The organism is Cupriavidus sp. H39, assembly GCF_050271075.1.
GTDB lineage: Bacteria > Pseudomonadota > Gammaproteobacteria > Burkholderiales > Burkholderiaceae > Cupriavidus > Cupriavidus necator_B.
Genome location: NZ_CP189845.1, coordinates 80010 through 105772, shown reverse-complemented (window position 1 = coordinate 105772; position 25763 = coordinate 80010). Strand labels below are relative to the sequence as shown.

The 25763-nt window shown below is 57.9% G+C and carries 16 protein-coding genes and 4 pseudogenes; 10 read left to right on the top strand and 10 right to left on the bottom strand.

Features of this window, described 5'->3' with window-relative positions:
• Nucleotides 1-21: 21 nt before the first annotated feature.
• Nucleotides 22-1326: an ArgE/DapE family deacylase gene (locus ACOCMH_RS00395; protein WP_427306042.1), complete on the bottom strand. Its 1305-nt coding sequence runs from the start codon at nucleotides 1324-1326 to the stop codon at nucleotides 22-24.
• 23 nt (nucleotides 1327-1349) lie between these two features.
• Nucleotides 1350-2675: an MFS transporter gene (locus ACOCMH_RS00390; RefSeq protein WP_427306041.1), complete on the bottom strand. Its 1326-nt coding sequence runs from the start codon at nucleotides 2673-2675 to the stop codon at nucleotides 1350-1352.
• 174 nt (nucleotides 2676-2849) lie between these two features.
• On the opposite strand from ACOCMH_RS00390, the gene ACOCMH_RS00385 reads away from it, so the two are divergent.
• The gene (locus tag ACOCMH_RS00385) at nucleotides 2850-3860 is read left to right on the top strand and encodes a LysR family transcriptional regulator (RefSeq protein WP_427306040.1); all 1011 of its coding nucleotides are present in this window, start codon (nucleotides 2850-2852) and stop codon (nucleotides 3858-3860) included.
• A gap of 294 nt (nucleotides 3861-4154) precedes the next feature.
• Here the strand turns inward: ACOCMH_RS00385 and ACOCMH_RS00380 are convergent, their stop codons facing one another.
• From ACOCMH_RS00380 to gabT, 4 genes are all read right to left on the bottom strand, one after another.
• A complete protein-coding gene (locus ACOCMH_RS00380) occupies nucleotides 4155-5654 on the bottom strand; it encodes an aldehyde dehydrogenase (protein WP_427306038.1) in 1500 nt (499 codons plus the stop codon).
• Nucleotides 5655-5855: 201 nt separating this feature from the next.
• Complete coding sequence (locus ACOCMH_RS00375) at nucleotides 5856-7586, bottom strand: thiamine pyrophosphate-binding protein (RefSeq protein ID WP_427306037.1); 1731 nt, start codon at nucleotides 7584-7586, stop codon at nucleotides 5856-5858.
• Between the two features lie 84 nt (nucleotides 7587-7670).
• Nucleotides 7671-9137 carry an NAD-dependent succinate-semialdehyde dehydrogenase gene (locus ACOCMH_RS00370; protein WP_427306035.1) on the bottom strand — a complete coding sequence of 489 codons (1467 nt, stop codon included), beginning with the start codon at nucleotides 9135-9137 and terminating at the stop codon, nucleotides 7671-7673.
• A 19-nt stretch (nucleotides 9138-9156) separates the two neighbouring features.
• Nucleotides 9157-10419, bottom strand: coding sequence for a 4-aminobutyrate--2-oxoglutarate transaminase (gene gabT / locus ACOCMH_RS00365; RefSeq protein ID WP_427306034.1), 1263 nt, complete (start codon nucleotides 10417-10419; stop codon nucleotides 9157-9159).
• Between the two features lie 288 nt (nucleotides 10420-10707).
• Between gabT and ACOCMH_RS00360 the strand changes: the two genes are divergently transcribed.
• The 5 genes and pseudogenes from ACOCMH_RS00360 to ACOCMH_RS00340 all read left to right on the top strand — a co-directional run.
• Nucleotides 10708-11454 carry a FadR/GntR family transcriptional regulator gene (locus ACOCMH_RS00360; protein ID WP_427306033.1) on the top strand — a complete coding sequence of 249 codons (747 nt, stop codon included), beginning with the start codon at nucleotides 10708-10710 and terminating at the stop codon, nucleotides 11452-11454.
• Nucleotides 11455-11739: 285 nt separating this feature from the next.
• Nucleotides 11740-13092, top strand: coding sequence for an MFS transporter (locus tag ACOCMH_RS00355; protein WP_427306032.1), 1353 nt, complete (start codon nucleotides 11740-11742; stop codon nucleotides 13090-13092).
• A gap of 30 nt (nucleotides 13093-13122) precedes the next feature.
• On the top strand, nucleotides 13123-13761 hold the full coding sequence (locus ACOCMH_RS00350; protein ID WP_427306031.1) for an RraA family protein: 639 nt from the start codon (nucleotides 13123-13125) through the stop codon (nucleotides 13759-13761).
• Between the two features lie 2 nt (nucleotides 13762-13763).
• Nucleotides 13764-14657: an HpcH/HpaI aldolase/citrate lyase family protein gene (locus tag ACOCMH_RS00345; protein WP_427306030.1), complete on the top strand. Its 894-nt coding sequence runs from the start codon at nucleotides 13764-13766 to the stop codon at nucleotides 14655-14657.
• A gap of 172 nt (nucleotides 14658-14829) precedes the next feature.
• A pseudogene (locus ACOCMH_RS00340) lies at nucleotides 14830-14949 on the top strand (IS5/IS1182 family transposase); the annotation flags it as partial.
• A 417-nt stretch (nucleotides 14950-15366) separates the two neighbouring features.
• On the opposite strand, the pseudogene ACOCMH_RS00335 reads toward ACOCMH_RS00340, so the two are convergent.
• A pseudogene (locus ACOCMH_RS00335) lies at nucleotides 15367-15724 on the bottom strand (VOC family protein).
• Nucleotides 15725-15842: 118 nt separating this feature from the next.
• Between ACOCMH_RS00335 and ACOCMH_RS00330 the strand changes: the two are divergent.
• Together ACOCMH_RS00330 and ACOCMH_RS00325 are read left to right on the top strand one after the other, a co-directional pair.
• Nucleotides 15843-16274 (top strand): annotated as a pseudogene (locus ACOCMH_RS00330) (tyrosine-type recombinase/integrase); the annotation flags it as partial.
• 6 nt (nucleotides 16275-16280) lie between these two features.
• Nucleotides 16281-17006 carry a GSU2403 family nucleotidyltransferase fold protein gene (locus tag ACOCMH_RS00325; RefSeq protein WP_427306062.1) on the top strand — a complete coding sequence of 242 codons (726 nt, stop codon included), beginning with the start codon at nucleotides 16281-16283 and terminating at the stop codon, nucleotides 17004-17006.
• Between the two features lie 351 nt (nucleotides 17007-17357).
• On the opposite strand, the gene ACOCMH_RS00320 is transcribed toward ACOCMH_RS00325, so the two are convergent.
• From ACOCMH_RS00320 to ACOCMH_RS00310, 3 genes and pseudogenes are all read right to left on the bottom strand, one after another.
• Nucleotides 17358-17546: a hypothetical protein gene (locus ACOCMH_RS00320; protein ID WP_427306029.1), complete on the bottom strand. Its 189-nt coding sequence runs from the start codon at nucleotides 17544-17546 to the stop codon at nucleotides 17358-17360.
• 610 nt (nucleotides 17547-18156) lie between these two features.
• Nucleotides 18157-20187, bottom strand: coding sequence for an FAD-dependent oxidoreductase (locus ACOCMH_RS00315; RefSeq protein WP_427306028.1), 2031 nt, complete (start codon nucleotides 20185-20187; stop codon nucleotides 18157-18159).
• 317 nt (nucleotides 20188-20504) lie between these two features.
• A pseudogene (locus ACOCMH_RS00310) lies at nucleotides 20505-21497 on the bottom strand (Bug family tripartite tricarboxylate transporter substrate binding protein).
• 1102 nt (nucleotides 21498-22599) lie between these two features.
• Between ACOCMH_RS00310 and ACOCMH_RS00305 the strand changes: the two are divergent.
• Entirely contained in the window at nucleotides 22600-24750 is a 2151-nt protein-coding gene (locus tag ACOCMH_RS00305) for an acetate--CoA ligase family protein (RefSeq protein WP_427306027.1), read from the top strand.
• Nucleotides 24747-25763 (top strand): tripartite tricarboxylate transporter substrate binding protein, encoded by a 1017-nt coding sequence (locus ACOCMH_RS00300; protein ID WP_427306026.1) that lies wholly within the window; start codon nucleotides 24747-24749, stop codon nucleotides 25761-25763. The genes ACOCMH_RS00305 and ACOCMH_RS00300 overlap by 4 nt, the downstream gene beginning before the upstream one ends.

The following is a 25763-nucleotide window of genomic DNA, read 5'->3' as shown; positions in this document are numbered from 1 at the left end:
AGCAGTTCGGGTAACGAAAAATCAGCTATCCTCTGTAATCCCGCACCACTGTGCAATAAACAAGGCGATAGACTTGGTAATCATCCGCAACGACTCGATGTGGACGCGCTCATCAAATCCGTGGATATCCAATGACTTCGGCCCATAAACCAGAGTCGGCATCTCACCATAAATGACGAAGACCCGAGCATCTAAATAACCGGGCGTCGTGAAGCTCTGCAATTCATTCTCGAATGCATGACGATGACAATCCCGCAGAGTATTCTCGGCATCCGATCCTTCCTCCAAAACATACCCTTCCGCATAAAATCCGGTGAATGTCACCTCCGGTTCGCTGCCGCCGAGCCGCGGATCAGATACCGCATTACGCAGGCACGCTTCGATTTCTGCTCTCGCCTCGTCCGCAGTTGTTCCGGGGTAAATTGCAGCTCGAACATCAAACTCGCACCATGGCGGTACAGTTGAAGGCCAGTCTCCACCTTCGATTTTACCGATGTTGAAGTTGATTGGATGATCCAAATCTTCGAAATGGCGGTGGCAATGATGCTGGCTATTCCATTTCGCCTCGATACCACGGAGCGCCTCAATCGTCGCATAAGCCGCATCAATTGCATTAAAGCCGTTCGCCATCTCCCGGGTGTGCGTGGGATGCCCTTGTACACGGACTTTGAACCAGAGAACGCCGACGTTGGCCCGTACAAGCATATTCTCTTCGGGTTCCGGGATGATAACCGCGTCCGCTTTGTATCCACGCAGCAGAGCCGCCAACGCACCATTTCCCGTACATTCCTCTTCCACCACGGACTGGAAATAGATGGGAGCCGCTGGCGCATAGCCAATAGCCCGCAATGCATCGTAGGCAAAGAGATTTGCCACTAGTCCAGCTTTCATGTCAGCAGCGCCGCGACCGTAGAGCCAACCCTCTACGATAGCGGGATCCCAAGGGGAGCGACTCCACATCTTCTCAGGACCTGTCGGCACCACGTCGATGTGCCCATTCAGAATGAGCGAGCGTCCCTTTTGTTCGCCGGGTCGATATGTTCCGACGACATTGAAGGCATTCTCATAGGAGACTGTGACAGGACCAAATCCTGGATGCGAGCAAATATCTGCCTCATCTATGCGCCAACGGTCCATAGAAAATCCCCGTTTTCGCATAGCTTCGTACAGGAAATCTTGTGCAGTGTGCTCTTGGCCTCGGAGAGACGGATAGCGAATCAGATCCTGCGTGAACTTTAGTTGAGCGTCGAAATGATCATCCACCGACTTCATGATGCGCTGGACTTGCGCGGCCGTCAAAGGCGTAGATTGCGTAGTGTTTGTCATAATTAATAAAATAAAAATTAATGTTATAGAACGCCAGATTGGGGATTCCAGAGTGGGCTTCTCGATTTTTTTTCCTTGTGCGCAGCTAGCCCGATAATTGAAAACATGGTAATCGCTGATAGTACAGAATAGAACATCGCAAGAGGCAACCACTGATCTGGATACTGGTGAGTTAGCCAGGTTCCGATCAAAGGTGTCATACCACCCGCAATAGCGCCACAAAATTGGTATGAAAGCGATATCCCCGAGTATCTAATATGCGTTTCAAATGCTGAACTAATAAAGCCGGCCATCGCAGAGTAAATGGTCGCCATGAAAACGAGAGCAATTGACAAGCCACCAACAATTCCCAGAGTGGAGCCTCCGGTCACGAGTATGAACATCGGATAGGGAGCAAGAACCGAGCATCCGGCGGCAACTACAAGGACACGAACATTTCCGAGACTGTCGGCAAACCAAGCCGCAACAGGTTGAACAAAAAATTGGATGATTGCCACAAAGAACAGACAATCAAGGACGTGTGCTCGATGCAGTCCTAATGTCTGCGTTGTGTACGACAACATGAACGTGTTCGTGAAATAGATTCCACCAATGGCTACGGTACAAACTCCCATAGCTAAAAGGACTGTCCGCCATGATGTGCGCAGAACCTCCTTGACAGGAACTTCTGCGTTCTTATGCTGCTCCATAGCTCTTTCAAAATCGGGGGACTCGCTTACACCGATTCGAATGAAATAGCCCACGAATAGAAGCACCGCGCTAAGCAAGAATGGAATACGCCACCCCCACGAAAGCAGGTCCGTCTCATCAAGAGTGGTAAGTGCGCGGAAAGCCAGGAGCGAGAGAATCAGTCCCGCCGGACTTCCGAGCTGTGCGAAAGAAGCCCCGAATGTTCTACGCTTGCGTGATGCATGTTCTCCTGCCAGTAGCACTGCTCCACCCCACTCGCCTCCAACGGCTAGTCCCTGCGCAAGGCGCAAGATGAGCAACAACATAGGCGCTATGATGCCGGCTTGCCTATAGTCTGGCAGTAGGCCAATGCCAACAGTGGCCACGCCCATGATAACCAACGTAGCCATGAGCGCTTTCTTCCTGCCTACGCGATCTCCGAGGTGTCCAAACACTACCCCGCCTAACGGACGTGCAAGGAAGCCAACGGCGAATGTGCCGAAGGACGCCATTGTGCTGACAAAGGGGTCGGCCGTGGGGAAAAAAATCTTTCCGAAGACCAGCGCAGCGGCTGTGGCATAGATATAGAAGTCGTACCACTCGATAGTGGTGCCAATAAACGCGGCTAAGGCCGCACGGACGGGCTGCCGGGTTGCCTCCGTGTGTTCTGGAATGCTCATGCGTCTCCACTATGGAATCTTTTGAAGTTGTATTTATCGTTCCACGTAGACATTCGGTCAACTTATGTTTTCTAATGCACAACTTAAGTTAAACTAATGTCATCAACACGATCAACCGAATGCGTGGCCTTGAAGTTTGAACGCCGCACGACCTAACTTAAAAGATCCTCGCCTATGTTGGAAAAGAGTCATGATGATGCTGCTGCCGAACGAGTCAGCGGCCGACTGGATTGGAACCTGTTACGAACTTTCTTGGTCATCTCGCAAGAGAAGAGCATAAGCGCGGCGGCGATAAAACTTAATGTCACTCAATCGGCAGTGAGTCAGGCACTTCGGCGATTGGAGGCCCATCTCGATAAGCGGCTCATTGAGCGTCACCACTCGCGTTTCGCGATAACACTTGCCGGCGAGGAAGTGCGGCGTGCTGCAGAAACGATATATGGAAACGTAGCCGAATTGGTCAGCGATGTTATGCAAGCCAAGGAAGAAGCTATAGGCCGTATACACGTGCTCACGGCGAGCAGAATTCACTCCGCGGTTTACGACGAGTTCTGGTCGCAGTTCCACCGACGATACCCCCGAATCGAAGTCAACCTTGATGTACGTCCTAGCAGCGAAATTGTTAGCATTCTGCAGCGCCGGGGCGGTACCGCTGGCATCGGCCTATGTCGCCAAAAACCGGCGGCTCTGGACAGTAAAATCTTTCTACAGCAACGGTACGCAATATTTTGTGGGGCAAATCACCACCTTTATGGACGTCGCGACTGTCAGGTGGAGGACCTGCTAGGTGAAAATTTTGTATCATTCAGCAGCGACGTATTTGGAGACAGCTTGTCTCCATTGGCCATTTTCCGCGACGAGCAAGGATTCTCGGGCAACATCGTTGCAACATCATCGCATCACGACGAGGTTAAGCGACTGTTGATTGCAGGATTTGGAATCGGCTGCCTGCCAGAGCACAGTGTCAAGGAAGACGTTGGCGCAGGCCGCCTTTGGCGGCTTCCCCCGGAGGACGGCGTATGCACTGTGGAGCTGCATTTTTTGTGGAACAAGACGGGCCATCGAAGTATGGCCGAATCTCTGTTCATTCGGGAATTCTCCGAACACCTTGACCGGTATACGCTGGACGAACGGCTAACCTCGTATTTGCCTGGAAAGCCTGCCCGCCTCGATAACCATAAATGAGAGCTTTGAAGTCAAAGGTACCCCAGCGGACGAGGCCATCCGCCGAAGCCAAAATCCACCTCGGGACTAGTTGTACCCAAGAATCGCGATGGTACGAGATTCTGCATCCTGGGTAGAAAGGAGCAGACCGTACGCGATGGAATCTACATTTTCCCCCGGTGAGAAAATCGTAGCTGATTGACGCATCGGTGCGATCGAGTCCGTCGGCAATTCCTGCCGGCCTGACACACCGGGGTGAAACGGAGTTTTCATAGATTACTGATAATATTTACGGAATCATATCGATTTTTATTACTAGATGAGGTTAATCCATGTCGTTTTCAGGTCAGTGTATTTATCGATAGCGTGCAATGATTTATCTCTACCGGATCCAGACTGCTTGACGCCACCGAACGGAACCGTGACATCCCCGTCCATGTAGCAGTTCACCCACACGAGACCAGCCTTTAGCATTCGGGAGACTCGATGGGAACGTGATACATTGGCAGTCCAAAGTCCTGCGCCTAGCCCATAAGGAGAGTCATTGGCCATCCGGATCGCCTCGGCTTCTGTGTCAAAGCGTGTGACAGTGAGGACCGGACCAAAAATTTCCTCACGGATAATAGATAGGTTCTGGCTTTGGCATTCAAAAATCGTTGGTTGTAGGTAGTAGCCACCACTGTCAGCCAAAACACGGTCTCCCCCCAATCGCAAGCGGGCTCCCTCTTCCTTGCCCGCTCGCACATAAGAAAGTACTCGATCCATCTGGGCAGCGTCTACGATTGCGCCCATTGGGGATCGCGGATCGAGAGGATCCCCAGGTTGCATAGCCATAGCGATGGCCTCTAGCCGATCCATGAACCGGTCATATATGCTGGACTGAATGTACAAACGGGAGCCTGCGATGCAAATTTCGCCCTGGTTGCTAAAAATTCCTGTGGCTGCCGCTTGCGCCGCACGGTCCACGTCCGGGCAGTCGTCAAATATGATATGCGGCGATTTCCCGCCACACTCTAGCCACACACGCTTTAGATTGGACTCTCCGGCATACTGCAGAAAGCGCTTTCCAGTAGCGGTCGAGCCTGTGAAGGCGATACAGTCGACATCGGGATGAAGCCCCAGAGCCTGTCCTGCAGCTGCACCAAGTCCCGGGACAACATTGAAAACCCCCTTTGGAATGCCAGCCTCTTCCGCAAGCTCCGCAAGTCGCAAGGCTGTTAAGGGGGATTGCTCAGCAGGCTTGAGCACGACGCTGTTTCCTGCCGCGAGCGCTGGCGCAAGCTTCCAGCTGGCCATTAGAAGTGGATAGTTCCAAGGTACTACTGCTCCAACGACGCCCACCGGTTCACGGGTGATCGTGGCGAGTACGTTTGGTCCCGTCGGGGCAATCTCATCATAGATTTTGTCGATTGCTTCCGCATACCACGCATAGGTTCTTGCCGTCTCTGGAATATCGTAACCCATGGTTTCAGAGATCGGCTTACCCATATCCAGCGTCTCAAGGACAGCAAGCTCCTCCTGATGGGCTTCGATGAGAGCTGCCAAACGCAACAGCGTGGCCTTGCGAACGCTTCGAGGCGCATGCGCCCATACCCCTTCTTGAAAAGCTCGGCGGGCCGCTGCCACCGCACGATCCACCTCCACTACCCCGCATGCCGCAATTGCCGCAATAGTTCTTCCGGTGGCGGGATTGACTGTATCAAAGGTATGGCCGTCAACCGAATCGGTCCATTCGCCATCAATGTAAGCCTTCGTCCGGAGCGGTACGCGGCTGGCGAGCTCCTTCCAATACGCGAGGTCTTGCATGTCCTTCATGGTTCTATCCTGATTTTTCTGGCACCGAGCGCTTGAGCAAGCGAATCTCACTAGACCGGGCGCCGTAGAAGTTGCGCGGGGACGTATGTGAGTTGCCTATATTGCAGGGCGGAGCATAATCTCGCTCCAACTCATACTGTCATTTCAGCGGACCGCGCCTATTGGCAGAGGCGCGCGCCAATCACGTGGATCTCTTCTAGCTCATCGGATTGTGGTGCCAGAGCTTTGTCGCGCAACAGCTTCCGCCCGAATCTGGGAGAGTGTTAATCCTGGCGCGATGCCGTCCGGGTCATAACGCAGTTCGATGAGTGCGGGAAGTTGATTGGTGTCCGCGAACTCTAGTGCACGCTTGAAAGCTGGACCGAAATCTTCTGTGCGGTCGACAACCTCGCCGTGGCCGCGATAAGCGCGCGCCAAATCTGCAAACTCTGGGTTTTCAAAACCAAGGGCGATTGTACGTCCAGGAAACTCACGCTCTTGGTGCGCACGAATTGTCCCCCAAATGCCGTTGTTGAAGACGATTACCACGATCCCAGCCCTATATTGCATCGCTACACCGAGCTCTTGCAGATTCATCTGGAAGCATCCGTCACCTGCGAAGCAAATAACTGTCCGTTTCGGGTTTTCCAACTTCGCCGAAATCGCCGCAGGAAGTCCATAACCCATGGAGCCGACGGTTGGAGCTAAACTGGTGCCCACGCCTTTGAAGCGATGATAGGTGTGAGGATAAAGCGCGTAATTTCCTGCACCTACCGTGAGGCATGCATCATCAGGCACGTTATCGCGAACGTAACACGCCACTTCGTTGAGATTCAGGGAGCCCGGGGCCGCCTTTGGCTCCTGCTCACCAAGATATGCACGATGCGCTTCGTGACCCGCATTTCCACCCTTATGCGGGCGCAGAGGTACGAGGCCGTCTACCGCAGTCGCAAAGGACCGCACATCAGCAACGACCGGCAACGCTGGATAGAACACCTTGCCAAGTTCATTGGCGTCCGGATAAACGTGGACCAGCTTTTGCTTTGGCAGAGGGCTTTCGATAATAGAATACCCTTCCGTGGTCGCCTCGCCCATTCGAGTACCAACCGCGATCAACAAGTCGCTTTTCTGGATACGGCGGCGGAGCGAATCCGGCATACCCCAGCCCACATGGCCCGCATAGTTTGGATGGGTATTGTCGAAGCACTCCAGCCTCCTCCATGCGACACCCACGGGCAGTGCAAAGCGTTCCGAGAATGCTTCCATACTACGGGCGGCATTCGGCGTCCAACCGCTTCCACCTAGAAGAAGAAATGGACGTTCGGCCGAAGCGAGTAGCTCGCCGAGTTCCTCTATAGCGGCTTGCGTAGGAGCAGCGTCCCCTCGGCGATAGCGAGGTACATCCCTAACGGCTGCTTTGCCCCATAGAGTGTCTTCGGGAAGCGCCAGAACGACTGGCCCAGGTCTGCCACTAGTCGCCACCGAAAAGGCACGCGCAATGAATTCGGGGATGCGGTCCGTCCTGTCAATCTGAGCAACCCATTTGGCCATCTGTCCAAACATGCGGCGGTAGTCGATTTCCTGGAATGCTTCACGTTCATAGAAATCGTTGCCGACTTGGCCGACGAATAGAATCATCGGCGTGGAGTCCTGATACGCAGTATGGACCGCGATGCTAGCGTTGGTTGCCCCAGGCCCACGGGTAACGAAACAAACTCCGGGCTCGCCAGTCAACTTTCCATAGGCTTCGGCCATATACCCGGCACCGCTTTCCTGACGGCACACGATTGGCTTGATTTTGTCCTGACGATCATAGAGGGCGTCAATGCACGGTAGATAGCTCTCGCCGGGCACCAAGAAGACTCGCTTCGTTCCTTGAGTGACAAGTTGGTCAATGAGAATTTGGCCACCGTTTCGCACGCTCTGCGATGGCTGTTCGGAAAATGGTTGCATGCTGATTTTATCCTTGTGCGACGAACGCGCTTCCGCCCGGAGGCCCTATGCGCGTCATATACGCGTGAATGGGAGAAATGCGTCTTAGCTGTCCAGCCCGCCCATGCAGAGATATTTGGTCTCGAGATATTCTTCAATTCCTGCGCTCGAGCCTTCTCTGCCGAGACCGGACTGTTTGACGCCGCCAAAGGGGGCCACCTCGTTAGATATCAGACCGGTGTTGATACCCACCATGCCGTATTCGAGTGCTTCTGCCACACGCCAAATTCTGCCGATATCGCGTGAGAAGAAGTAAGACGCCAGCCCAAATTCCGTATCGTTGGCCATTTCAATTACTTCGGCGTCAGAATGGAAGCGGAATAAAGGAGCCAATGGGCCGAACGTCTCTTCTCGCGCCACCCGCATTTCTGGCGTTACTCCCGCCAATACCGTCGGCTGAAAGAATGTCCCGCCTAACCGGTGCCTCTGACCGCCCAACAATACGGTAGCGCCTTTCTCCACCGCATCTGCGATGTGCTGTTCCACCTTAGCAACCGCATCCTCATTAATCAAGGGGCCCTGCAACACACCAACTTCGACACCGAACCCAACTTTAAGCTCCTGCACAGCGGCAACTAGCTTCTCCGAGAACGCGTTGTACACCTTATCATGTACGTAAAGTCTGTTTGCACAAACGCAAGTTTGGCCGGCATTACGGTATTTCGATGCAATAGCGCCTTCGACCGCGGCGTCCAGGTCTGCATCTTCAAACACAATAAAAGGTGCATTTCCCCCAAGTTCCAGCGATAGCTTCTTGATGCTTGGTGCAGACTGCCGCATCAGAATCCTTCCAACCTCGGTCGAGCCCGTAAAGCTGAGTTTTCTGACAATAGGGCTTGCAGTTAGTGCATCACCGATTTCGATAGAACTCGATGAATCGCCTGTTACGACGCTAAAAATGCCATTGGGTACTCCTGCTCGCTTAGCAAGCAAAGCCAGCGCCAGTGCGGACAGGGGGGTATCTTCCGCAGGCTTTAGGACCATCGCACAACCTGCGGCGAGAGCTGGACCCACCTTCCGCGTGATCATAGCTAGCGGGAAGTTCCAAGGCGTGATGGCCGCGCAAACTCCTATCGGCTCCTTCACGACAAGTAGCCGCTTGTCCATTGCTGGGGTGGCGAGAATTTCTCCGGAGACACGCTTAGCTTCTTCCGCAAACCATTCTAGAAAAGACGCAGCATATGCCACTTCGCCCCTTGCTTCGGCCAACGGCTTTCCTTGCTCACTGGTCATTAGAAGCGCGAGGTCGTCGGCGTTTGCCAGCATCAGATCGTGCCAGGTACGCAGGATCTTTGCGCGTTCTTTCCCAGTTGTCCTCCGCCAAGCGATCTGGGCCACACGGGCCGATTCTATAGCTCTGTTCGTCTCAGCCGCTCCGAGCTTCGGAACAGTAGCAATGACGGAGTGGTCTGCAGGATTCGTTACCTGAAACGTAGTGCCATCGTCTGCACTAATCCATTGGCCGGCCACGAAGGCTTGACTGCATAGTAGCGAGGTATCCTTCAATTGCATTTTCGTGTACTCCGGCAGATCACGCAGTCAGGGTTTCAGCAAGGATGGCCAGGGCCTCATCCATAACAGAATCGGATATGGTAAGGGGGAACAGGAAGCGAATAACGTTGCCGTACACGCCACAGGACAGGAGCAGCAAGCCGCGCTCTAGTGCCCGGGATTGGACTTGCTTGGTGAATTCAGCATCGGGGGTACCGTCTGCTTTTTGAAACTCCACCGCGATCATTGCCCCCATACCTCGAACCTCCGCAATTTGCGGCACTCTTGAGCGCAAGCCATCGAGTCGATCTCGAAGCCGGTTACCAAGCACCGTCCCGCGCTCAACCAAGTTCTCCTCCTCGATCACGTCCATAACCGCCAAAGCGGATGCAACAGCTAGCGGATTCCCTGCATAAGTGCCACCGAGTCCGCCGGGTGCCGGTGCGTCCATCACTTCCGCGCGACCGCATACGGCAGAGAGAGGCATGCCCCCTGCCAGGCTCTTGGCCATCGTAGTCAGGTCAGGGGCGACATCAAAATGCTCCATCGCGAATAGTTTCCCCGTCCTGCCAAATCCGGTCTGCACCTCATCAGCGATGAGGAGAATTCCATGCTCGTCGCAGATCGCGCGGAGGCCTTGCACGAATTCCTTCGGTGCGACATTAAAGCCGCCCTCACCTTGCACCGGCTCGAAAATGATAGCGGCGACCCGTTTCGGGTCGATGTCTGATTTGAAAAGCTGTTGAATAGAGAGCAACGCATCCTGGACCGAAATTCCGTGAAGACTGTTAGGATACGGCGCATGAAACACATCACCGGGGAATGGGCCGAACCCCACTTTATATGGAACAACTTTTCCGGTCAGAGCCATACCCATCAGGGTTCGGCCATGAAAGCCGCCAGAGAAGGCAACGACACCAGGCCTCCCCGTTGCCGCCCGTGCAATCTTGATGGCGTTCTCCACGGCCTCGGCCCCTGTGGTAAAGAACGCCGTTTTCTTATGGAATGCTCCGACCGCGCGCGCGTTGATTTTTTCCGCGAGCTCAATGTAGCTCTCGTAAGGCACAATTTGATACGCCGTGTGAGAAAACCGGTCCATCTGCTGGCGTACGGCTGCGACGAGCCGAGGATGCCTGTGACCAGTGTTAAGCACGGCGATGCCGGCAGCGAAATCGATGTACCGATTGCCCTCGACGTCCCAAAGCTCCGCATTCTCGGCTCGCTCGGCATAGAAACTACACATTACGCCAACTCCGCGGGGAGTTGCGGCGTCTTTACGACGAACCAAATCTGCGTTTTTCATGGAGACTCCTGACTAGGGCGGCGCTGACCGCCTGCTACGTGTAACTTAGAAAAAATGGGTGAGTGTGCCCTTAGTGCCCCAAAATTGGGCGGGTGGCCTGACCAATTTTGGCAAGATTTCGTCCGACAGGCAAGAGTTTCATGGGGCCAAATCCGCGCGAAGGTGGGTAAAGGATCGTATAGAGCACTTTCTGCTCGCTGGCTCGGCGGGTTGGCGTCCGGCTACACGACTGCGCTCGAAGCTTCGAGCTATAATTGGCCGGACCGTTCAGGCACACCAGAAAATTCAATGTCCTCTCTTCAAGCCGTAACCGCACAACGCCTGTACCGCCTCATCGCCGACCAAATAGCAAGAAAGATCGCCGCAGGGTACTTTCCGCCAGGAGCGCGCTTGCCGGCTGAACGCGAGCTAGCCGAGCAACTAAATGTCGCCCGATCGACGGTTCGTGAAGCTCTCATCGCCTTGGAGATCGGCGGTTTTGTGGAGGTAAGAGTAGGAAGCGGAGTGTTTGTCGTCGACACTAAAGATCGCCCGCCAGTACCAAATGATGCTCGGCTGATCGACGTCGATCCCGAAGTACCGAGTTGGCATCAGGGTCGAGAGATGAGCCCTTTCGAACTGTTAGAAACACGTGCTTTAGTCGAACCGGAATGCGCTGCGCTGGCCGCAATTAATGCAAGCGGCGATCAACTATCGGCTATTGAAGAGGCCCATCGCAAGATGGACCCAACCCAAAGTCCTGAGGCGAGCGACTTCGCGCACGACCGTGCGTTGCACGAAGCAATTGCATCCGCAAGCGGAAACACTGCGTTAGCTTCGGTAGTAATGCACATCTGGCAATTGTGCGAAGCCAGCGCGCTCTTCAAGGGGCTCGATAAGCACTTTATCGATGCCGGAGACTATCGCCAGGCCATTGACGAACACTCCAGAGTAGTAGCTGCAATCATCGCACGCGACCCGATCCGTGCGCGCCACGCCATGTCCTACCATCTCTTGGCAATTACTGCCCGCGCATCGCGGGAGGTTAACGAATGAAGCCTCGGTTGTTGCGAGTCCATTTGCAGACCTAAGCCTTCAGCTCGTTTTGACTGCCTTACCACGGCGCAAGCACCATGGTCCGGCCACTAGGCCACCAGACCTAGCGTTAGTACCTATAACGGCAGAAGGCAGTCTTAGGTAGGATTCAATTGGCCGGACCACCCGTCTCATTTGGACCCCATGGATCCCAAACACATCGGGTGGTCAGACCAGTTCGCGCGAGGAAAGCATGGCCTTCTCAGCGCTCGAACTTCTGTCACTCTTACCCTTTGGATAGGTTTTATGGACACGACACACGACACGCCAACGCCGGCAGCGGCAAGTGCGCCCACAGTGAATATGCGGAGGGTGGCCATCGCGAGCGTCATTGGCACAACGGTGGAATGGTACGACTTGTTCATTTTCGCGACCGCTTCGGCGCTCGTGTTCAACAAGGTGTTTTTCCCTGCTTTCGACCCACTCGTTGGCACCTTGCTCGCGTTCGGCACCTTCGCGTCCGCTTATCTTGCTCGGATGGTGGGAGCAGCCCTATTCGGGCACTTTGGGGACAAGCTGGGCCGGAAGTCGATGCTCCTAGTTTCGCTGGTGATGATGGGGGTCGCGACCTTTGCAATCGGGCTTCTCCCTGACTATTCCTCAATCGGCGTTTGGGCCCCCGTTCTATTGCTAACGCTACGCGTTGTCCAGGGTTTAGCGCTTGGCGGTGAGTGGGGCGGCGCGGTACTCATGGCAGTGGAACACGCACCGTCCAATCGCCGTGGTCTTTACGGTTCCTGGGTCCAAATCGGGGTCCCCGCCGGCACCCTGATTGCGAACTTAGCATTCCTCGCAAGCAACGCAATGCTTTCCGATGAAGCCCTTCTCTCCTGGGGCTGGCGCATCCCTTTCCTGGCTAGCATTCTTCTCGTTGGCGTAGGCATGTACATTCGCCTGAACACGGCTGAAACTCCCTCCTTCAGCAAAGTAAAGGAGAACTCAGCGCAAGTTAAGATCCCACTTGCGGAAGTGCTGACGAAATCTTGGAAGCAGGTCATCCTCGGCGCAGTGGCCACCATGTCCACTGGCACCGCTTTCAATCTGATCGTCGCGTTCGGACTGACATACGGGACACAAACCCTTGGCTTCTCCCGCAATCATATGCTTGCGATAGCGTTGATTTCCTGCGGCCTGTGTATTGCCCTGCTCCCTTTGTTTGGACTGTTGTCTGACAAGGTGGGAAGGAAGCCCGTAATTGTTGGAGGCATTATTGCCGAAGCGCTTCTGGCATTCCCGCTCTTCTGGCTCCTCGATACCAAGAGCTTTGGCTTTGCGCTGCTTGGTTACCTCCTGATGATGAGTGCATTCGCAGCCAACTATGGTCCAATCGCCACCTTTCTCGCCGAGCTTTTTGGGACAAAGGTGCGCTATTCCGGTCTGTCAATTAGCTATATGCTTTCCGGCCTACTGGGCAGCGCCGCGACACCCATCATTACGACGGCTCTCCTCTCGGCTACAGGCAAAGGATCTTCTGTTGCATGGTACATGATCGGCTCCTCGGCTCTTTCCGTCGCTGCACTGTTGATGCTGGCAGAAACGCTGTCTCGTGCCTCGGACGCCAACGCTCTCGCAAACACCGGAGTATCGTCTTCGCGTTGAAGATGCCTCTTTCGGAACAGGAAGCTGAAAATGAAATGCGAAAGCGAACTCGCACTACTCTCGAAGCTTGAACGGGTCAGCCTACCCACATTGGGACATTTTCTTGAAGACGGGTTCATGAGCTATGAGGTCCGCTCGCTCGTGCCTGGCGCGCGGGTAGTCGGTACGGCCGTCACATTGAAATTGGCGAGCCCGAATGCCTACGCAGTTAACCGGGCTTTAGCTGTGTTGCGTCCAGGCGATGTGCTCGTTATCGATTGCTGTGGCAACAGGACACATGCGTGTGTTGGGGCGGTTACTGGCACAGCCCTTCAAAGCGTCGGCGCAAAAGGGGTCATCGTTGACGGCCTCGTAACGGATATCACCGAACTCAAAGAAATGCGGCTACCCGTATTTGCTCGGGGAACCACAGCGCTTACGACCAAAAAAATCGACGCTGATGGAAGCGCTGTAAATGTACCTATTCTGTGCGGCGGCGTAGAAATTCACCCAGGTCAAATCATTGTAGCTGACGATAACGGCGTCCTGGTTCTCGCCGTCGATGCTGCAGCAACAACGGTTGACACAGCACTCGCCTCTGACGCCGCCGAACCTGCCGTCTTGGCCAGGCTAAGAGAAGGAAATCCGGTCCGAACAGTGTTAGATATCGCACCTTTACCAAAAGAATAATATTGTCTATGGCATCAGATCCCAAGTTGCGGCCACCGCACCTCAGGCGAAGCTGGCTTTTTGTTCCGGGCCTTGACAGGCAACGGCACCGACAAGCGCTAGAAGTCCGCGCCGACGTCGTAGTCGCAGATCTTGAAGAGTTCACGAAAGCAGACGAGCGGCCACAGGCATATGTGGCGATCCAGGATCTTATGGCTGAGTGCAGACAGAGCGGTGTCGTAGGAGCAGTACGCGTCAACCAGCTTGGCCGCGGTGGCAAAGAAGACTTGCGGGGCGTCATGCCTAGCGCGCCGGCCGCAATTTTTCTTCCGCATGTCGAAAGAGCGGCCCAGATCATCGAGCTGGATGAAGAAATATCCAAGCTTGAGAAGGCGTTCTCTCTCGCGCACGGAACCACCGAGATTGTGCCAACGCTCGAGTCCGCTCGGGGCGTGGTCAATATTCAGTCGATCCTTGGAGCGAGTCAGCGTGTTACAGCATGCCTATTGGCAGCCGAGGACCTCAGTGCGAGCCTTGATGTAGTTCGCGGCGCGGATGCCATTGAACTGCGTCACGTGCGCTCCCGCTTCCAGGTAGACTGTACCGCAGCCGATTGCGTTCCAATCGATTGCCCCTTTAGCTACAACGACTCCAACGCGATCAAAGCCGATCTTGCTTGGGCCCGCCGCATTGGATTGAAAGCTCGATGCACCGTTTACCCTCAACAGGTGACCTATATCCACGCGGCCTTCTCTCTTTCCGATGCTGAGCAAGCAGCCGCCATAGATGTGTTGAGAAGATTTGAAAGCGGCGAGAAAGATTGCTTTGGGATGACAATCGATCCTCCGGACTACTATACCGCTATGCGTTTGCTCTCTCGCCAAGCGCAGCTTTCAGAATGGGAGAATAAGCCCTGACAGCGCCCTCTGTAGCGCTGTTTTTCGGCCTCGACGTGTCTGTTTCGACGACTTTCGCTGTGCCGCTGCAATCCCCCGCAGCACTAGCAGTGCCGCTGAAGTACCTCCAGGGAATGTCGGCGCCACGACAGGCTGAAGCGTTGATCTGAGGACTCCACCCAACCCCAGATTCATGCGCGGCGCTGACACCTTCACGGAAAGCTTATTCACCATGAGGCGGCAGGAGGCTTTCGTGCCGAAGTCCCACCCGCTGCGCTCTATCCGCGCCATGGCCAACCAGGCGCAGGTGAAAGACGCCATCAGCCGGATTCCGGAGTGACAGAATTACTTTGTTCTACGCCAGCGGATTGCCGGCGAGGTAGTCGTCTTCGGTCAACAAGGCGAACAGCGCGCTCAGGATCACCAGCGCCTGGCGCACGCTGGCCGGCGACAGCGGCCCCGATGATTCCGTCAAAGTGGGACGGCAGTCCGGGTGCCGCGCGCGCGCTTTTTCCTGGTGCCGGCCAAGACCCCAAGATCCAGTGGGCGGCCGGTTGCGGGTCCGGCCAGGAAGCGTTCGTAGCCGAGCAGGTCCTCGGCGTATCTGCCGCCCACATAATCCAACAGCTTCAGCCGTCGACGGTGCTGCTCCGCGCTGCAGAGAATCGCGTATTGGCCAGATCTTAGTCACCACGTCGGTGCCGGCGCGTGAGCCAGCCAAGACGTTTGCTCACCCCACCAGCAGTCTCGCAAAACTCAGCTCGTGGCCGTCGGGATCGCTGATATGGAAGTACCGCTCGCCCCACTCGGCATCGCGCGGGACGGCCTCGGGACACAGCCCGTGTTCGAGCGCCCGTTGGTGGATGGCGTCGACATCGTCGACATGGAAAATGATGCGTCCCCACCCACGACCATTGCCGGCTGACAGGCTGCGCAATCAGGTTGAGATAGCCCATGCCCGCGTGGAAGCTGGTGAATTCCGCATCGGCGCATCCATAGCGGATCTGGAATCCGAGCGCCTGGTAGAAGGCAACGGCTCGCGACATGTCGTGGGTGGCGAGTGTCACGGCGTTGATCGAGGAAATCATCGGCATTGGGGGGCGTGTTTAACCGGACTAGATCAGACTAGCATGCGGCCATCGTCCGCGAAATGCCAGTAACGGCCCGGGTAAGGGCCGGAATGCCTTGGTTTTCGCAGTCGCCTGATCAAAGGCCCGGCTGGTGCCGGACACCGATGAACTGATCGCCGAACGGGCGCGCTACCGCCGCGCCAACGACCTGCTCCCGACTCCGCAGCCCGGCGAGGCGCTGCCGCTGGTGCTGCCGATGATCGGGCGCGGGCAACGCGAGGGGCGCGTGGATCGTCACCCGGGCCTGTCACGCGGCGCGCTGCACCTGATCTTGAAGGAAGTGTTCGCCTGGCGGCAGCGCGCCTGCGTGCGCGGGCCCGAATGGGAAGCGTAGGCCGATGTCCTGGCCAGTGCCTCGGCCCACTGGCTGCGCCACACCGCCGGCTCGCACATGATCGACCAGCAGGTCGACCTACGCTACGTGCGGGACAATTTTGGGCACAACTCAATCTCCACCACCAGCGGCTATCTGCACAGCGAGGATGATGAGCGGCACCGAGACACGCAGGAGGACATGTACTCGCGTTTCAATGCGCGTAAGGAAGCCGCGGAGGCCGGGCTCAAGACGCTCGCAAACGAGCTCGACCGGCACCGGCGGCTGAACCGAGCGATCCGAGTTGGCCGGGCTCCAGACATTCTTGTGGCTATCCTTCACGTGATGACACGGCTCAATATCGCCGAGCATTTCATCGTGATTGGGACGCATGCTCTCTATGCGTATGAAGCCGCGGCCGGTGTTCGCCTGAAGGAGCGCGCTCTCGCCACTCGCGACGTCGATCCTCTTTGGGATACGCGCAAACGCGTGCAGTTTGCCTCCCGAATGAAGAACTTGGATCTCTCGATGCTGGACCTCCTACGCAAGGTAGTTAGCACGTTCGAGATTCGGGATGATCAACTCTTTACGGCAGTGAACGCAAAAGGCTTCGAGGTGAACATCCTGCGTCGCGAGGCCGCCGATCTTGACCCCCACCCGCTCCAACTGACAGACGACGAAGACGACCTCTGGGCAGTGCAGGCGCGACGCGCAAATGTCTTGCTGGGGGCGCCTTCATTCTCTGCACCCATCGTGTCCGTGACCGGCAGGATGGCGCGGATGACGACGATCAGTCCAGCGGCGTTTGTCGACTTCAAGCGCTGGATGGCGTCGACCGCAGATCGCGATTCGCTCAAGATTTCTCGCGACAGACTGCAGGCATCGATCGTGGAAGAGCTAGCCAACCGCTTCCGGCTCGGTGTTTAGCGAGCCTGGGTTTTACCGCATTGGTGCGCCGCCGGCGTGCGCGACGCGCTGGTCACCATTGATTTCCGTCCCCTCGCCGCATTCTTGTCCATCTTGGCCGCATGAACCGCTGCTTGCTCGAGCAACGCTGTGTGCGCCTCCGGCACATTCAGCATTGTCAAAACCCAGTCCTACGCGCTGCGCGTGGAACGGGATCCGGGCACGCGGATCATCATCCGCCGGCTACTGAATATTACGGGCGCTTATCAGGACAGTACCCGGGACCGGCATCGACGAAACAACCGATAAATTCACACAGTGCCCTCAGCGTTCGTTAGCCAGGCTTCTGGATCTGCAATCGCAAACCAGGTGCTAATCGACGAGATTGCGCTCGCCCATCCAAACGCGCGCGGCCGCGAGGTCGGCCGACGACATGCTGCCGATTGAGAACGCCGCCTCGACCAGTTCCTGCTTACCCGACGCTGCCCTCTCGCCCCATACCGGCGTCTGCGAGAAGAACCAGCTCTTGTCGGTCGACGTATTGAACTCAGAAATCGGCAAGCCACAGGTCAAGCAGTGCGCGCCGGTAGAACGTCAACCGCCGTCCCAGCTTCGGGCTGAAGGCTTCCAACCGGTGTGCGTCAGGGGGTCGGGAAAGCGCGACCGGCTCGGAGAACTGCGGGAAATTTCCCATCGATCAAGACCTTAGGGACAGGTCTCGAAGACTAAGTTGCGAAGTGGCAAACTTCAGGCGCACTGTGTGCGAAATGGCACTTTTGCCTTCCGTCTAAGTGAAAGCAAAAGTGCCACCGCAATTGCCCACAGGGGCCGCAGCTATGGAAGTCGAGACGGTGGCACAATTCCTTCGCTCTACGTTAAGAGGGAAACCCACGGAGCTTGTGCTGCCCGCTTCGTCCCGATTCTTTCGGCAGTATTCCGCAGGAATGCCAAAGACCACATTGAGAGCACCTCAAAAGATTCGGACACTTCGCCTGCAGGGGGCGGCTTGGCGAAAACTGCAGGCTGAACGCGGTGTCGATATCCAGCCTGGGCCTACACCACTCTCGGCGTGTGTAACGCCCGAGAAACTTCAAGCGCGACTTCCACCCCGAGAAAAAGCCATATGGCCGGAGCATAACAGCGCGCTTGCATCGCCCACGTTGACGTAGTTCTATGCCTCCAGCGCCATCCGGGTCGCCTGGTCAATCGCCCGCTTGGCATCCAGCTCGGCCGCCTCGTAAGCACCGCCTATTAGGCTAGCTGGCACACCAGCGCTACGCAAGCCATCATACAAGGTGCGTAGCGGCGTCTGGCCAGCGCACACGATGATGGTGTCGACTGGAAAGAGCTGCGGCTCGCCATTGACGAGGGTGTGTAGGCCGGCGGCGTCGATCTTGAGGTATTCAACCCCCGCGACCATATGCACTCCGCGTCGCTGAAGGGCAATCCGATGCGTCCAGCCCGTTGTCCGCCCCAGATTCTTTCCCAGCGTGTCTAGTTTTCGCTGCATCAGCCATACTTCGCGTTCGGATTTCGCTACCACAGGTACCACGCCGGTTACACCGCCGGGCGGGTGATTTCTGAAATCGATGCCCCACTCGCGGGCGAACGTTTCAATGTCGAGTGCCGCCGATATGCCTGCGTGTGTGATAAGGGAAGCGACGTCAAAGCCAATTCCGCCGGCTCCCATAATAGCGACACGCTTGCCAACAGGTTTGTGGCCCAGAATCGCGTCGATGTAGGGGACGACCTTTGCGTCCTCGATGCCGGGCAACTCGGGAATGCGTGGGCTGATGCCTGTGGCAACGACTATCTCATCAAAGCCGGCTGCTTTCAGCATCTCCACATCGGCAAGCGTATTCAGCCGCAACGAGATACCCAGCTTCTCCACAATGCGACCGAAGTAGCGAAGGGTTTCCTGAAACTCCTCCTTTCCGGGAATCTTCTTGGCTAGATTGAACTGCCCCCCGATCTCCGCCGCCTTATCGAACAAGGTAATGCGATGCCCGCGTTGGGCTGCTGTCGTAGCAAAGGCAAGGCCCGCCGGACCGGCACCAACTACCGCAATGTGTTTCCTGCGCTGCGCACGCACCAACCTCAGCTTAGTTTCGTTGCATGCACGGGGATTCACCAGGCAAGTGACTTGCTTCCCGCCGCTGAATGTGTGATCCAGACAAGCCTGATTGCATCCTATACACGTGTTGATTTCGTCTTCACGGCCCTCACGCGTCTTGGCGACAAGGTCGGGATCGGCGAGCATTGGCCGAGCCATCGAAACCAGGTCCGCGTCGCCACGCGCCAGCACATCCTCGGCAGTCTGCGGCATATTGATCCGGTTGCTGGTGATGACCGGTATCTTCACCAGCTTACGCAGCCGTCCGGTCACACTGCTGAAGGCAGCGCGTGGCACCATGGTGGCAATGGTGGGAACTCGTGCTTCATGCCAACAGAAGTGGGTGCTCAGGATGTCGACGCCCTCCAATTCAAGAGCCTGAGCCAGAGACACAACCTCTGCCCACGCTAGGCCGCCTTCCAGCATATCCATTGCCGGGATGCGAAACACCAGGATGAAATCAGTCCCGACAGCGGAGCGAACGGCCCTGACCACTTCAAGGGCCAGACGCATGCGGTGTTCCCATGGTCCTCCCCACCGATCAGTGCGCAGATTTGTCTTCTCCACCAGGAAAGTACTGATCAGGTAGCCGGCCGAGCCGATGATCTCAACGCCGTCGTAGCCAGAAAGCTGCGCCATGCGCGCGCATTGCGCGAAATCTGCAATCACCTTTGCAATGCCGTCCTCTGTCAGTTCCTTCGGCGTGTATCGTCCAACGCGTGATTTCACCGCTGATGCCGCTACGCAGTCGGGTGTATTGGCCAAGGGCCCGGTGTGAAGTATCTGCATGCAAATCTTCACGTCGGAGGCCGCCGCATGCACGGCGTCAGTCACCAGGCGATGCTGCGCCGCCTCCTCAGGCGTAGACAGCTTAGATCCGCGACCAGCCTCGATATTTGGGAAGACGCCGCCGGTGACGATCATCCCAGCGCCACCGCGAGCACGTTCGGCATAGTAGGCCGCCATGCGCTCGTATGCGTCTGGTTGTTCCTCCAGTCCAGTATGCATCGAACCCATGAGAATGCGGTTCTTCAGCGTGACGAAACCCAAGTCCAGCGGCTCAAAAATATGAGGATAACGATCTGACATGTTGCTTGCCTTTTGTTCGTAAAAGCGCTTCTGGCCGAACTGAGGCCAGAGACTCCGCTAGAGCTGCACTGACAGTTCTGGCACCGTGCTCTTCCTGATCGCCGCAAAGCTCGACTTTCCCTCGATCAACCCGCATGCGAATAACCCACAACCACTTCTTCGGGCCGAATTGACATGCATGGGCTCCTGCAGGTCCACCTCGCAATGCTGTGCAGCGGCCCCGCAAATTGCCTCGAATAAGACGAGACCCGCGGTACGCTCGTAACACCTTTTCGCTCTGCCGCTTTCACGGCAGACACAAAAGCGACGGCAAAGCACTAGTCCAGATGGATATTCGACGCAGCAATGACTTCCTTCCAAAACTTTTCGTCGGTCTTCACCGTGCTGGCGAAAGCGGCCGGCGTACCACCGGTGAGGACGTAGCCGGTCTCGCCCACGCGCGTGCGGATGGCGGGCACCATCATCAACTTGTTCACATCGGCACTAACCTTCTCGACAATGGTTGCCGGCGTGCCCGCGGGCGCAAACAATCCGAACCAGCCCTGACGCTCCAGACCTGTAAATCCCTGCTCCTTGAAGGTAGGCACGTCTGGCAGGAAGGGCGAGCGGCACATGCCGCTGACGGCGATAGCACGCAGGCGGCCAGCGTGCTGTCTGGCGTTGCCAGGGCCGAGGATGCCGACTTGCACCTGGCCACCGAGCATGTCATTGAGCAGTGGCGCCTCGCCTTTGTAGGGCACATGGACCAGCGGCAACCTATAGGCGCGTCCGAAGGTCTCCATCAGCAAATGGGCGGTACCGCCGACGGCGTAGGTCCCATAAGGCAGTGGCTGGCCCTGCTTCTTGGCCTATTCGATCAGGCTCTTGATGTCGGTCACGGGCAGTTCTTTTTGCACTACCCACACCAGATTCAGCGTCGCCAGCTCAGCGATCGGAGAGAAGTCACGCAGCGCATTATAGGGGGCCTTGCCGAAGAGTGCCGGGGCCTGCACCAGATTGGTTAACGTGGCCAACAAGGTGTAGCCGTCCGGTGCAGACTTGGCTACTGCGTCGGCGCCGATCATGCCGCCAGCGCCCGGGCGGTTGTCCACCACGACCGGCTTGCCCCAGGCCTTGGACAGGCCATCCGCCAGCACCCGGAATGCCACATCACTGGAGCCGCCCGCCGAAAGCGGCAGCACCACCCGCACCGCGTTCTTGGGATACGCGATTTCCTGTGCGACGGCCGTTCCAAGCCCGATACCGCCAAAGGGACTCGCAGCAAGCCCAAGTCCGAGTTGCTTCAATACACGACGCCTGCCCTGCTTCATGCTTCAGTCTCCTGTATCAATGGCAGCACTGACGCCAGTCGCTGGCTATTCTCCGGCCAGCATACGACTTCGGCCCGACTGTGGCCGTCGTCGGATTGGACGAATCGCGGTGGCGATGTACCCCGCGGTGCTAGCGCTATGCAAGAGCGCCGACCTGGGACGCGAGGCAGTTGCCGAGTTGCATCGCGCAGAATGGCCACGGCACTCCGCGATCACGGTCCAGTGAGCGTTACGTAAAGTGTTCAGTTCGGCGCCACTGCTGCGACATAGTGGGGGACTGACCACACCACCGTATCCGGTGAGCGAACCTGAGGAAGCATGGCAGCCTGAGGCACGCGCGTTTCCACACGCTGATCGCCGGTGTCGAAAGTCGCTGTCGCTTGTTCGATGATTGCTGATCGCGGTGTGCAGCTGCTGGTTCTTTCTACAAATTGCCCGTGGCTTCCAGCCTAAGCTTGGAGAGGCCCACTCCCATCGGCTCGAGCAAGATGCGGTCGAAGCACGGCTTGACATTGCTCGGAGCAGCGCCCACCGGGCGAAGCGAAATGTCGGCCGTTCCAACTACTGGCAAGGACAGAGTTGCCAAGCTAAAGCGGCTGATGCCGTTGCCGACGCCCCTCCAAGCTCGAAAGCGATACCCCGGTTCATGACGGGAACAGAAGATCACTTTGCACTTCCACCGGTGCTATGAAGCGAGTTGGACCAGCGCCGGGCCTACCTGAAATAGTGAATGGGGATTTTCACCCATAGCGAGCAAGGCCCCTCAGCGCGTCCTTCATCAAAATCCGGGTTTTTGGCTCACAACGACCGTTTTTCGTATTTTGAAGCGACCCTGCTCAGCAAGGTTGGTCACACTGTTCGCCCAATTCAACGGACCGCTCTCGGATACGGGTAAACATTGCCCAAGCTCCTCTAGAGGCTGATCTCTCGGAAGGTTCGAAGAGAAGGCGCGCGTGAACTGCTGCGACAGCGTTGCCCGTCAGCGCAATCTAGTGTGCACAATGCGCACAACTGGGGCCTGTACGCTTGTCCTCGCCGATACGATGGGCTTGAATAGGTCAGCTTCCCGTAGCTGAAGGATAAAAGGAGTATGGAGCCACCAATGCCATTTTCCGAAACGCCGAACACAAGCGGTCGCGCCGCCCTGTCGCACCTGCTTGATCCCGCCTCGATTGCCATCATCGGCGCATCGCGCGATACCAGCCGCATTGGCGGCGTGGCGCTGGACCACCTGCAGCGCCTCGACTACAAGGGCCTGGTGTACCCAGTCAACCCCCGATATCAGGAAATCGCAGGACTGTCGTGCTATCCCGATGTCGAATCCTTGCCGCAGGCGCCCGACGTGGCGGTGCTCGCGCTTGCCGCGGACGAAGTGCTATCACAGCTACATCGCTGCCACGCCCGGGGAATTCGAGCAGCCATCATTTACGCCTCGGGCTTTGCCGAGGCCGGTGACGCCGGCGCTGAACGCCAGGCCGCACTGGCGGCCTTCGCCCGGGAGAGTGGCATGGCAATTGCCGGACCAAACTGCATGGGCCTGGCCAACCTTACCACGCGCGCCGTTACCGCATTTGCCACAACCTTCCGCGCCTTCCCGCCACAGGATGGGCCGGGTGCCGTTAGCCTGTTGACGCAGAGCGGCAATGTTTGCGCCATTGTCTACGCTACGGCGAGGCAGATGGACGTCGGCTTCCACCAGTTCATCAATACTGGAAATGAAGCCTGCCTGGACTATGCGGACTACCTCGATTACCTCGCGGACGACGCGCAGACCGGCGCCGTGGTTGGCTACGTGGAAGGCCTGCGCAACGGCAACCGCTTCCTCAGTGCCGCTGCGCGCCTGCGCGCGGCGAGCAAGCCGCTGATCCTGCTGAAGGCCGGTGAGAGCGAGGCCGGTTCGGCGGCCACGCAATCCCATACGGCGGTGCTGGCCGGCAACCAGGCCATCTACCGCGCCGCCTTCGCCCAGGTTGGCGCGATGCAGGCCGGTGATCCGGGCCACCTAGCCGACCTGGCCTACCTGACCGGCTTCCGCCATCGCGGCGCCGGGCGCCGGGTAGTGGTGGCATCCGTATCAGGCGCGATGGGTGCTCTGTCTGCCGACCTGCTCAGCGCAGCCGGGCTCGAAGTGCCGCGGCTTCCCGAGGCCGTACAGCAGCGCCTACAAGCGGGCGCCCCGGAACTCGGAGCGGTGGCAAATCCCGTCGACCTGACCGGCCAGCTGTTCAACCGGAGCGGCCTGGCCTTTGCCGTGCTGGACAATCTTGCCGCCACTGACGGCGTCGACGTCATCTTCCTCTACGCTACCGCCTACCTCCTCGACCGCATGGCCGACGAACTGATCGAGGTGGCAGGCAAGACCGATCGCCTGATTGTCGTCGCTACCACCGGCGAGCCTGCAAGCCGCGCCAGTCTGGCCGCCGCCGGGGTCGCTCTGTTCCCCGATTGCGCGCGCGCGGCCAGGGCCCTCGGTACGTACGTGGGCTGGCTCGGCACGGCGGCGCCGGCCGCGCACTGGATGGCACTGCGCGCGCGGCCGAGCGCCCACGCAGCGGGCTCTCTGCCGGCCAGCCCCATGGACGAGCATCAGGCCAAGCAGTGGCTGGCGGGCTTCGGCGTGCCAGCCGGCGCCGAGGCCGCCGCAGCCACGCCCGAGGACGCCGCCCGCGCCGCCGAAGTCATCGGCTTCCCGGTCGTAGTGAAAGTGCTAAGCCCCGATATCGTTCACAAGACGGAGGTCGGCGGCGTACGGCTCGGACTGGCTGACGCTCAGCAGGTGCAAAAGGCTGTGGCAGAGGTGATTGCAGCCGCATCGCAAGCCATGCCGCAGGCACGCCAGCGTGGCGTGCTGGTACAGCAAATGGCGAGCGGCGTGTGCGAGCTGATCGTGGGTGTGACGCGCGACCCTGTCTTCGGTCCGGCCATGACCGTGGGCCTGGGCGGGATCTTCACTGAGGTCTTCCACGATGTGGCGCACCGGCTGCTGCCGGTGGACCGCACCATGGCGCAGGAGATGCTAGCCAGCCTGCGCGGGTATCGGCTGATGACAGGATTTCGCGGCAAACCCCCGGCAGACATCGGCGCCGCCGCCGACGCGATTGCCGCGTTGTCTGACGCAGCCATGTCGCTGGGTGACCGCCTCGCCGAAATGGAAGTGAATCCCCTGCTGGTGCGTGATGCCGGGCGCGGTGCCGTGGCCCTCGATGCGCTGGTCCTGATGCAGCAACCGATTCAAAACGGAGATACGCAATGACGCGCGATCCAACCCAACCGACGGAAACCATCGACCGCCGGCGCCGCGACGCGTTCGGGCTACTGACGCTGTGGGCGCTGGCGCCACTTGGTGCACTGGCATCGAACCAGGCGCTCGCCAGCGCCTTTCCTACACGGCCTGTTACGCTGATCGTTCCGTTCGCGGCCGGCGGGGCCACCGATACGCTGGTGCGCACGCTGGCCGACGGCGCCAGCAAGACGCTGGGGCAGCCCGTGATCGTGGAGAACCGACCGGGCGCGGCCGGCGTTCTCGGCGCCAACGTGGTGGCCCGCGCGAAGCCAGACGGCTACACCCTGACCGTGATGCCCGAGCCGGTGTTCCGGCTGCCGCACTTGCAGAAGACGCCGTTCGATCCGCTGCGGGACTTTACCTACGTCATCCACCTGACCGGCTACACGCTGGGCGTGGCGGTGCGGGCCGACGCGCCGTGGAAATCCTGGCAGGACCTGGTCGAGGATGCTCGCAAGCGCCCCGGCAAGATCAGCTACGGCAGCACGGGCACCAACGGCACCATGCATGTGACGATGGAGGAGATCGGCCAGAAGCTCGACATCCAGTTCAACCATGTGCCGTACAAGGGCGAATCCGAGATCATCACCGCTCTGATGGGCGGCCATATCGACCTCGCTGTCACGGCGGGCGGCATTGGCCCGTATGTCGACAGTGGCAAGGCGCGCTGGCTGGTGCTATGGACCGCCGAACACTCGCGGCGCTGGCCGCGCGTACCAACGCTGCGCGATGTCGGCATCGACATGGTGTCGACATCGCCATTCGGCATCGCCGGGCCGCGCAACATGGAGCCGCAGGCCGTGCAGGTGCTGCACGACGCGTTTCGCAAGGCATTGAACGACCCCACCTTGCAGAAGCTACTGGAACGGCTCGATCAGGAAACCGCCTACCTTAACAGCGCCGACTACACCTCCTTCGCGCGCCAGCGCTATGAGAGCCAGGGCAAGCTGGTCAAGCGCCTCGGACTGACGGCCAATCCATGA

Coding starts and splice junctions, on each gene's coding strand:
- ACOCMH_RS00395 (WP_427306042.1), bottom strand. CDS start 1,326: ATGACAAACACTACGCAATCTACGCCTTTGACGGCCGCGCAAGTCCAG.
- ACOCMH_RS00390 (WP_427306041.1), bottom strand. CDS start 2,675: ATGAGCATTCCAGAACACACGGAGGCAACCCGGCAGCCCGTCCGTGCG.
- ACOCMH_RS00385 (WP_427306040.1), top strand. CDS start 2,850: ATGTTGGAAAAGAGTCATGATGATGCTGCTGCCGAACGAGTCAGCGGC.
- ACOCMH_RS00380 (WP_427306038.1), bottom strand. CDS start 5,654: ATGAAGGACATGCAAGACCTCGCGTATTGGAAGGAGCTCGCCAGCCGC.
- ACOCMH_RS00375 (WP_427306037.1), bottom strand. CDS start 7,586: ATGCAACCATTTTCCGAACAGCCATCGCAGAGCGTGCGAAACGGTGGC.
- ACOCMH_RS00370 (WP_427306035.1), bottom strand. CDS start 9,137: ATGCAATTGAAGGATACCTCGCTACTATGCAGTCAAGCCTTCGTGGCC.
- gabT (WP_427306034.1), bottom strand. CDS start 10,419: ATGAAAAACGCAGATTTGGTTCGTCGTAAAGACGCCGCAACTCCCCGC.
- ACOCMH_RS00360 (WP_427306033.1), top strand. CDS start 10,708: ATGTCCTCTCTTCAAGCCGTAACCGCACAACGCCTGTACCGCCTCATC.
- ACOCMH_RS00355 (WP_427306032.1), top strand. CDS start 11,740: ATGGACACGACACACGACACGCCAACGCCGGCAGCGGCAAGTGCGCCC.
- ACOCMH_RS00350 (WP_427306031.1), top strand. CDS start 13,123: ATGAAATGCGAAAGCGAACTCGCACTACTCTCGAAGCTTGAACGGGTC.
- ACOCMH_RS00325 (WP_427306062.1), top strand. CDS start 16,281: ATGTACTCGCGTTTCAATGCGCGTAAGGAAGCCGCGGAGGCCGGGCTC.
- ACOCMH_RS00315 (WP_427306028.1), bottom strand. CDS start 20,187: ATGTCAGATCGTTATCCTCATATTTTTGAGCCGCTGGACTTGGGTTTC.
- ACOCMH_RS00305 (WP_427306027.1), top strand. CDS start 22,600: ATGCCATTTTCCGAAACGCCGAACACAAGCGGTCGCGCCGCCCTGTCG.
- ACOCMH_RS00300 (WP_427306026.1), top strand. CDS start 24,747: ATGACGCGCGATCCAACCCAACCGACGGAAACCATCGACCGCCGGCGC.